This window comes from Flavonifractor sp. An82, from assembly GCF_002159265.1.
Lineage (GTDB): Bacteria > Bacillota > Clostridia > Oscillospirales > Oscillospiraceae > Flavonifractor.
In genome coordinates this window covers 1-9,207 of record NZ_NFHG01000040.1, presented here as the reverse complement: position 1 = coordinate 9,207, position 9,207 = coordinate 1, and the positions used below count along the sequence as shown (strand labels likewise).

Here is a 9,207-nt window from a genome sequence, read left to right as displayed (position 1 = left end):
GTCCTTACGCAGTTGGCAGATCGTATTACGCGTTGTACGCGTCCGCGAGGAACAAAGGGCTATGCCCGCATAGTGACAACCACCAGCTTCGCTGGTGGATGTGTTCATTGGGGTCTGAGGGGGAAGAATGGCAGGGGATTTCCTTCCAAATCCCAAGGAAATGCCTTGTATTCTCCGAAACTATCCGGTATAATAATAAAACAAGGCCGCTGTGCGGCATTTATCGGAAAGGTGAGGGATCATCCCATGGAAATTAAAAATTTCGACGATATCATCAAGCGTGTTCCCAAACTGAATGCCCCTCTGCGTGTGGTGCTGGCCGGTTCTGACGGCGAGAACATGCTCCAGGGTCTGTTCCAGGCCCAGAAGGAGGGCTTCGTGCAGCCCGTGCTGGTGGGCGACCGTGCCCGTACCATGGTGCAGCTGGAGAAGCTGGGCCTGGACAAGGAGCCCTACACCATGGTGGACACCCCTCCGGGACACAATGTGACCCAGGCCGCCATCGACGTGATCCACTGCGGCGACGGCGACATCCTCATGCGCGGCAACATGCCCACCCGTGACTTCCTGATGCCCGTGCTGGACAAGAAGAACGGCCTGCGCACCGAGCGGCTCATGAGCCATGTGTCTCTGGCCTCCATCCCCGAGTATCCCAAGCTGCTGGCCCTGTCCGACATGACCATCATCGTCAACCCCAATCCCAACCAGAAGAAGGCCATCATCAAGAACACCGCCGACGCCCTGAAGGCTTTCGGCTATGAGAACCCCAAGCTGGCCCTGATGGCTCTGGTGGAGAACGTCAACTTCCATATGCCCGACACCATCGAGGCCCAGCGCCTGGTGAGCGAGCAGAAGCAGCACCCCTTCGCCGACTGCGAGCTGTGGGGCCCCATTGCCTACGACCTCATCATCTCCAAGGAGGCCTGCCGGCTGAAGAACTACGAGTGCCCCTGGGCCGGCGGCGGCTTCGACGGCATCATCGCTCAGGACCTGATTGCCGCCAACACCCTGGTGAAGAGCTGGCTCATCCACGCCCACGCCACCACCTGCGGCGCCGTGGTGGGCGCCAAGGTGCCCATCGCCCTGACCTCCCGTTCCGCCAAGGCGGAGGAGAGCTATCTGTCCCTGGTGTTCTGCGCCGTCCTCAACGAGTGGCGCAAGACCCAGCAGAACGGCTGAGGCTAACGGAATCAACCAAAAAGACCGGCGCGTCAGCGCCGGTCTTTTTCATGCTCGGATAAAACAGGGGCCGCCCCAATGGGCGGCCCCTGTTTGTCTTACTTCAGATGGGAGAAGTCGTGCTTCTTGGGACGAGCGTGATAGTGGGTGTGGAGCAGCTCGTGAGAGCGGTGGGACAGAGGCTCGCCGAAGAACTCCTCATAGATGGTCTTGATCTCGGGGTTCTCGTGGCTCTTGCGCAGAGGCAGGCTCTTATCCAGCTCATACAGGGCCTTGATGCGGGCGTCCCGGACGGCGTTGTTGGTGCCGATGGGCTGACCGCCGCCGCCGATGCAGCCGCCGGGGCAGGCCATGATCTCGATGAAGATGTAGTCGGCCTCGCCGCTCTCCACCCGACGGATGATCTCCTCGGCGTTCTTCAGGCCATTGGCGATGGCCACCTTCAGCGGGGTGCCGTTGAGGTCGATGGTGGCCTCCTTGATGGCGTTGACGTCGTTGCGGACGGCCTCAAACTCCAGGCGGGGCAGGGTCTGGCCGGTGTAGATCTCGTAGGCGGTACGCAGGGCGGCCTCCATGACGCCGCCGGTGGCGCCGAAGATGGCGCCGGCGCCGGAGCCGATGCCCAGGGGGGAGTCGAACTCGCTCTCAGGCAGGACGGACAGGTCCAGGCCCTCGTAGCGGATCAGCTTGGCCAGCTCACGGGTGGTGAGGACGAAGTCCACGTCCCGGTAGCCGTCCCGGCCCAGCTCAGGCCGGCTGGCCTCGTACTTCTTGGCGGTACAGGGCATGACGGAGACAGACACGATGTCGTGGGGATCCCAGCCCATCTTCTGGGCATAATAGGTCTTGACCACGGCGCCGAACATACCCTGGGGGCTCTTGGCGGTGGACAGGTTGTCGCACAGCTCGGGGTGATGCTTCTCCATGTAGGTGACCCAGCCGGGGGAGCAGGAGGTGATCATGGGCAGCTTGCCGCCGTTCTTGATGCGGCTGAGCAGCTCGCTGCCCTCCTCCATGATGGTCAGGTCGGCGGTGAAGTTGGTGTCGAACACCTTGTCGAAGCCCAGCATCTTGAGGGCGGTGACCATCTTGCCGGTGACGATGGCGCCGGCCTCCAGGCCGAACTCGTCGCCCAGACCCACGCGGACGGAGGGAGCCACCTGGACCACAACATGCTTGCGGGGGTCCTGAATGGCGCGCACCACGTCGTTGGTGTTGTCCACCTCCACGATGGCGCCCACGGGGCACACCAGGGAGCACTGACCGCACAGGACGCAGTCGGTCTGATCCATGGGCAGGTCAAAGGCGGTGGTGATCTTGAAATCGCCGGAGCGGTTGGAGGCGGTCAGGGCGGCGCAGCCCTGGACCTCGGCACACACCTTCACGCAGCGGCCGCACTTGACGCACTTGGAGGGGTCCCGCACGATGGAGGGATTGTCGATGCGCAGGGGCTCGTTGGAGGAGATGTCGGGCAGCTCGGGATTGAGACGGTTGAACCGGCGGCACAGCTTCTGCAGCTCACAGTTGCCGTTGCGGGCGCAGGACAGGCAGTTCTGCTTGTGGTCGGCCAGGATCAGGTCCAGCACGCCCACCTGAGCGTCATACACCTTCTTGGTGTCGGTAAAGACCTCCATGCCCTCCCACACCACGGTGGAGCAGGCAGCCAGCAGCTTGCGCTGGCCGGTGACCTCCACCATGCACATCCGGCAGTGGGCCTTAATGGTCTGATCCGGGTGGTAGCACAGGTGGGGGATATCAATGTTCAGCATCTTGGCCGCCTCGATGATGCGGGTGCCGGCGGGCACCTCCAGCGGCATATGATTGATGGTAAGATGTACCGTATTGCTCATCGGACCGCGACCTCCTCTTTGACGGCAAAGACTTCAGGGAAGCGCTTCATGGCGGACAGCAGGGCGGATTGAGCCGTCTCACCCAGGCCGCACAGGGAAGCGCAGGACATGATGTCGGCGAACTTCTTCAGGGTGTCCACATCCTTCTGGGTGTGCTCGCCGGCGGCGATCTTATCCAGCAGCATGGAGATGTGGCGGTTGCCCTCCCGGCAGGGGGTGCACTGGCCGCAGCTCTCGTGGGAGAAGAACTCCTGAGTCATGCGCAGGAAACCGATGACGCTGGTGCGCTCATCCACCACCAGCACCGCGCCGGAGCCGATGGCGGTCAGGTCGGCCTGCCGCATGCCCTTGTAGGTGTAGGGGGTGTCCAGCTGGGAGGGAGCGCAGATCCGGCCGGAAGCGCCGCCCAGCTGCACCAGGCGCAGGGGATACTCGGGGTTCTCCATGCCGCCCGCCAGGTCATAGATGATCTCCCGGATGGTGATGCCGAAGGGGACCTCGAACACGCCGGGATTCTTCACGTTGCCGGAGACCGAGATCATCTTGGTGCCGGGGCAGTCCTCGGTGCCCTGGCTCTTGTAGTAGCCCTCGTCGTCCAGCAGCAGGGGGGGCACCAGGGAGAGAGACTCCACGTTGTTGACGCAGGTGGGCAGGTGGAACACGCCGCACTGCTTGATGAAGGGGGGCTTCATACGGGGACGGCCCGCCTTGCCCTCCACCGACTCGGAGAGGGCGGAGCCCTCGCCGCAGACGTAGGCGCCGGCGCCGGAGTAGAGGTGGATGCGGTAGTTCAGACCGGAGCCCAGGATGTTGTCGCCCAGGTAGCCGGCCTCCTCGCACTGAGCGATGGCGGACAGCAGACGGGGACGCAGGTGGGAATACTCCTCACGCATGTAGATGTAGCCGTTGTCGGCCCCCACGGACCAGCCGGCGATGATCATGCCCTCCAGCAGCTGGAAGGGATCGTTGGTGAGCAGCTCCCGGTCCTTGAAGGTGCCGGGCTCGCCCTCGTCGGCGTTGCACACCACACACTTGTGCTCGCCCTTGACCTCGCGGGCCTGGCGCCACTTTTTGCCCATGTCGTAGGCGGCGCCGCCGCGGCCCTGAACGCCGTTGGCGGCCAGCACGTCGGCAATGTCGTTGCCGTCCATGGTCAGGGCCTTGCGCAGGGCGGTGAAACCGCCGATGGACTCGTAGCTCTTCAGGCTGTCCGGATCGTATTTGCCGAAGTTACGGGTGATAAAACAGACTTTCTTGCTCATACCGGCACCCCCTTAATTGAGCTGCTGGAGCATATCCAGGATACGCTCCTCGCTGTCCAGATGGCCGTATACCACGCCGTTGACACGGACGGCGGGGGACACGTCGCAGGCCCCGAAGCAGGGGACCTTTTCAATGGAGAAGCGGCCGTCATAGGTGACCTCGCCCACCTCCAGATTGAGCAGACGCTTCAGGGTCTCCACCAGCTTGTCGCTGTCCTTCACCCGACAGGGGGCGGAGTTGCACACCTCCAGGGTGAACTTGGCCCGGGGCTGGGAGTGCAGGGCGGTGTAGAAGGAGATGACGTCGTAGACCTGAGTGGGCTTGACGCCCAGCTTCTGGGCCACATAGTAGGCGGCGGACTCGGGGATGTAGTGCCGCTCCACGGCGGCCTCCACGTCCAGCAGGATACCCACCAGCTGGGTGGCGTCCCCGTTGTGGGCGGAGATGATGCCGTCGATCTTGTCCGCCAGCTCCTTGTCTAGAACATCGGCGGCTTGGGTAAAGGGCTTCATAGGGGCTCCTCCTCTTTGTTAGAATTGCTCCACCGGAGCGGTGGGTTACTTACCGGAAGGTGACTAGTTTACCAGATAAACCGGGGAGTTTTTTAAAGTATATCAAGTCTTTTGGAAAATTGCAACAGTTTCCTTCATTTTTGTATAATGCGGCCAAAACAGGGCAGGCTAAAAAAGTTCGATTGGTCAAATTACACCACCGAGCATAAAAATCATGCAGATTACAGCTGAAATCAGGCAGAAAAAGGAAGTTTTGGATGTACATATCTGAGCAAAGGAGGACGCCCCATGGCCCATTATCCACCTGGCGGACAGACCCATCCCCACCCCCGGCAGGAGCCCCGCTATCCGGGGCCCATCACCCTGGCCCGGCTGGAGGAGATCTTTCGGGACTGTGTGGACTTTGTCCGGCGGACGGTGTGGGTGGGGGAGGACCCGGAGCGGACGGTTACCCTGGTCTATCTCAGCGGCATGGTGCGGATGGAGCGGGTGAGCGATTATCTGCTCCGGCCCATGGCCCAGGACCCGGAGCTGGCCCGGTGTGCCGGGGTGGTGCCCATGATGGAGCGGATGCGCCAGGGGGCCCTGTACAATCTGACCATCGAGGCCAGGGACAGCCTGGATCAGGTGGTCTTTGACCTGGTGGCCGGGTGGTGCGTGCTGGTTTTTCCCGGGGAAACCACGGTGCTCTCCTGCTTTACGGGTACGGAGGAGAAGCGGTCTGTCTCCGCCCCCGACAACGAGACGGTGCTCAAGGGGTCCAAGGACGCCTTTGTGGAGAGCCTGCGCACCAACACCAGCATCGTCCGCCGCCACCTGAAGGCCCCGGAGCTGCGCATTCAGGAGCAGATTGTGGGCAGGCAGTCGGCCACGCTGGTGGACCTACTATATATAGAAGGAATCACCAACCCCCATCTGGTGGAGCAGGTGGCCGCCCAGCTGCGGGATATCGACATCGACGGGGTGTTTTCCACCGGGGCCATCGAGGAGTATATCGTCCCGGCGGAGCGTACGCTCTTCCCCCTGATCCAGTACACCGAGCGGTCCGACCGGTTCTGCGCCGGGCTGGCCCAGGGGCGGGTGGGCATCCTCATCGACGGTATCCCCCTGGGCTACCTGGCCCCGGCGGTGCTGGGCAACTTTTTGCAGGCTCCCCAGGACAAGTCCTCCAACTGGCTGCTGGCCACTGCCCTGACGGTGCTGCGCTACTTCTGTATGCTCACCACCCTGCTGCTGCCCGCCCTCTATATCGCCATGGTCACCTTCCACCAGGAGATGATCCCTACCCGGCTGGCTCTGTCCATCATTGCCGCCAAGCAGAATGTGCCCTTCCGCTCCGCCTTTGAGGTCATTGTCCTGCTCATCGCCTTTGAGATCCTACAGGAGGCGGGGCTGCGGCTGCCCCAGTCCATCGGCCAGACGGTCTCCATTATCGGAGGCCTGGTGGTGGGCTCGGCGGCGGTGGAGGCCAAGATCGTCTCCCCGGCGGTGCTCATCGTGGTGGCGGTGGCGGGCATCGCCGGCTACACCATGCCCTCCCAGGAACTGGGCGGGGCCCTGCGGATCTGGCGGTTCGTGCTGGTGCTGCTGTCCAGCGCGGCGGGGCTCTTTGGCACGGTGGTGGGGGCGGCGGTGCTCATCGTCCATCTGGCGGGTATCGAGAGCTTTGGAGTGCCCTACCTCACCCCCTTTGCGGTGGGCACCGGGGCCAATCCCCGGGAGCATGTGCTGCTGCGGCGGCCCATGCCCCAGATCAAGGACCGGCCCGCCGCCCTGAAACCTCGGAACAGGAGGAAGCAGCGGTGAAAAAATCAGTTTTATTGGTGCTCCTCCTCATGCTCCTGCTTACCGGCTGCCGGCGGTACTCCGGTATTCTGCCCTACGCCCGGGAGATCGAGGACATGGAGCTGATGCGTACCCTGGGGGTGGACCAGGCGGGAGAGAGCGGCGTGGTGGTCACCGCCTCCGGCGGCACCTCCCAGGAGGAGACCGAGGTGGTGACCGGTGAGGCGGGCGCCATCAGCGCCGCCGTGCTGGAGCTTCAGGGGGAGGGGTCCTTCTACCTCTATTTCGGCCACGTCACCCAGCTGCTGCTGGGGGAGGGACTGGCCAAGCGGGGGGTGCTGCCCTCTCTGGACTATGTGCTGCGGGATGTGGAGATGCGGCTGGAGACGGCAGTCTATTTGGTGCGGGACGGCACGGCGGGACAGGCCATTGAGGCCGCCGCCGATGACGGCTCCGCCACCGACCGGCTGGAGGCGCTGGCTGCCGATGCGGCCCTCACCGCCAACTCCATGCCCCGGACGGTGAAGGACGTGCTGGCCGAGCTGGACCGGCAGGGAGCCTCCTTTCTCCCGGCGGTGCTGGCGGATGACGGGCTTACCGCCGCTGGCTATGGCATCCTGAAGGACGGGGTGCTGGTAGGCTGGGCGGAGGGGGACGCCGCCCTGGGGGTCAATCTGATCTTTGGCAAGGTGGACGCCGACGTGGTGGAGGTACAGGCCCCCGACGGCACCACCACCGTCCTGCGGGTGGTGGGGGCCGCTACCTCGGTGAAACCGGTGTGGGACGGTGATACCCTGACCGGCTTCCAGGTCCACTGTAAGGTGGACGCCAATCTGGCGGAGGGGAGTGCCATGCCCGACGAGGCTACTCTTACCGCCCTGGAAGAGGAACTGGCCAGGACGGAGGCTGCCCGCATGGCCCAGGCCCTGGAGCTGTCCCGGACCCTGGACGCCGATTATCTGGGCCTGCGCCACTCCGCCGCCTTTCGGAAGCCCTGGCGGAAAGAGGCGCTGCTGGGGGGCTTCTCCATGGCAGACCTGACCCTGGAGGCCTCCGCCCAGGCGGTGATCCAGCGGAGTTACCACGCCGACGGGTAAAACCATTCTATATATAATAGTAGGAGGTGACACCATGCCCGACGACCGCATTTCCCTGCGGCAGCTGCTGACCCTGACCTTTGCCGCCCTGCTGTCCCCGGCCATCCAGGTGCTGCCCGGCCTCACCGCCCGGCAGGTGGGGGTGGGGGGCTGGCTGGCTACGCTGGCGGTGCTGCCGCTGCTGCTGGGGCTGTGCTGGCTGCTGTGCCGCCTTCTGCCTAAGGGGCTTCCGGGAACTGCCCTGGAGGTGCTGGGCCCGGTGCTGGGCCGGGGGTTATGCCTGATCTACCTGCTGTGGGGGCTGTGGCTGCTGGCGGCCAACGCCAGACAGGTGGCCCTGCGCTTTCTTACCATCAGCTATCGCAATGCCCCCATGCTGCTCTTTTTACTGACCCTGCTGGGGGTGGCATGGTGGCTGGTGCGCAAACCGGTACGGGCACTGGCCCGAGCGGGGGAGGTGTTTTTCCTGGCTCTGGCTGCCGGGCTGGCTCTCTCTCTGGTGCTGGGGGCCTTTCAGATCGATCCGGTGAATCTGCTGCCGGTGTGGGTGGAGGATCTGCCTGCCGTAGGGGCCGCCGCGCTGCCGGTGCTGGGCCTGCTGGGCTATGTGATCTTTGCCGCCTGCCTGGGGGAGCATGTGGTGCCCCAGGAGGGGGGGCGGCGAAAGGTGCTGCGCTGGGCGGTGGGGCTGTGCCTTACCCTCACGGCCCTCCAGGTGGTATGCCTGGGCAATTTTGGCCCTGGTCTGGTGGGCCGAATGGACACCCCCTTCTTTATGATGGTCAAAGGAATCGGCTTTGAGGGCACCTTTCAGCGGATGGAATCTGTCATCATTGCCCTGTGGGTGCTGGCCGACCTGGCGCTGCTCTCTCTACTGGCCTGCGCCTGCTCCCAGCTGGCACAGAACACCTTTCCTTTCAAGGAACGGCGGACCGCCGTGCTTCCGGTAATTTTGGCGGCCGCAGTGGGGGCGGTATGGCTCTTCCCCGACGCCTTTTCTCTGGATCGGGCCCTGGAGGGGCCCGCCCTGTGGGGCGGAATCGCCATGGGCTTTGGGGTGCCGTTGCTGCTGGCCGCTGTCGAATGGTGCAGAGGAAAGGAGTAGGAGGGGATATCTTGTGGAAAGAAGAAAGGGAGAGCCACCGTATATGGGGTATTTTCCGGGGGGAGAAAAAAGTCGAAGAAAACTGAAAAAAGGTGTTGACAAATGGGACCGTGGGTGGTATTCTATCTGAGCGCCTTGCGAGAGGGCATGAAAATCTGACCAGAAGCGGAAGAAACCGAGGGGAACCCGGACGGCCTTCTGAAAAAGCTCAGAAAAAAGTGCTTGACAAACGCGAGTGTGCGTGATAAACTAAACGAGTTCGAGTCGAGAGGCAAGAACGAGTTTGAAAAGGACTGAAATCAAGCGGTTGGAGCTAAAAAGCTCCGAAAAAACTTGAAAAAAGTTCTTGACAAATGAATCCGGAAGTGCTAAAATAAATAGCACGTCAGCCGATCGGCTGACCGGAGCGTGTACCT

7 protein-coding genes are annotated in these 9,207 nt (G+C 63.1%); 4 read left to right on the top strand and 3 right to left on the bottom strand.

The genetic code is table 11. The features are described from left to right. Window positions 1-246 precede the first annotated feature (246 nt). Complete coding sequence (locus B5G34_RS17915; protein ID WP_087340615.1) at window positions 247-1,179, top strand: phosphate acyltransferase; 933 nt, start codon at window positions 247-249, stop codon at window positions 1,177-1,179. 98 nt (window positions 1,180-1,277) lie between these two features. Here the strand turns inward: B5G34_RS17915 and B5G34_RS17910 are convergent, their stop codons facing one another. Genes B5G34_RS17910 through B5G34_RS17900 form a run of 3 tightly spaced genes read right to left on the bottom strand, consistent with a single transcriptional unit; the run spans window position 1,278 to window position 4,804 of the window. Then, window positions 1,278-3,029, bottom strand: coding sequence for an NADH-dependent [FeFe] hydrogenase, group A6 (locus tag B5G34_RS17910; protein WP_087340613.1), 1,752 nt, complete (start codon window positions 3,027-3,029; stop codon window positions 1,278-1,280). Then, window positions 3,026-4,291, bottom strand: coding sequence for an NADH-ubiquinone oxidoreductase-F iron-sulfur binding region domain-containing protein (locus B5G34_RS17905; protein ID WP_087340610.1), 1,266 nt, complete (start codon window positions 4,289-4,291; stop codon window positions 3,026-3,028). The genes B5G34_RS17910 and B5G34_RS17905 overlap by 4 nt, the downstream gene beginning before the upstream one ends. A gap of 12 nt (window positions 4,292-4,303) precedes the next feature. Continuing rightward, entirely contained in the window at window positions 4,304-4,804 is a 501-nt protein-coding gene (locus B5G34_RS17900) for an NAD(P)H-dependent oxidoreductase subunit E (RefSeq protein ID WP_087340608.1), read from the bottom strand. A gap of 288 nt (window positions 4,805-5,092) precedes the next feature. Here B5G34_RS17900 and B5G34_RS17895 point away from each other — a divergent pair, with 288 nt between their 5' ends. The 3 genes from B5G34_RS17895 to B5G34_RS17885 are packed head-to-tail and all read left to right on the top strand — an operon-like array spanning window position 5,093 to window position 8,791. After that, on the top strand, window positions 5,093-6,610 hold the full coding sequence (locus tag B5G34_RS17895) for a spore germination protein (RefSeq protein WP_087340606.1): 1,518 nt from the start codon (window positions 5,093-5,095) through the stop codon (window positions 6,608-6,610). Beyond that, window positions 6,607-7,686: a Ger(x)C family spore germination C-terminal domain-containing protein gene (locus B5G34_RS17890; protein WP_087340604.1), complete on the top strand. Its 1,080-nt coding sequence runs from the start codon at window positions 6,607-6,609 to the stop codon at window positions 7,684-7,686. The genes B5G34_RS17895 and B5G34_RS17890 overlap by 4 nt, the downstream gene beginning before the upstream one ends. A 34-nt stretch (window positions 7,687-7,720) precedes the next feature. Next, the gene (locus B5G34_RS17885; protein ID WP_087340602.1) at window positions 7,721-8,791 is read left to right on the top strand and encodes a GerAB/ArcD/ProY family transporter; all 1,071 of its coding nucleotides are present in this window, start codon (window positions 7,721-7,723) and stop codon (window positions 8,789-8,791) included. Window positions 8,792-9,207 lie beyond the last annotated feature (416 nt).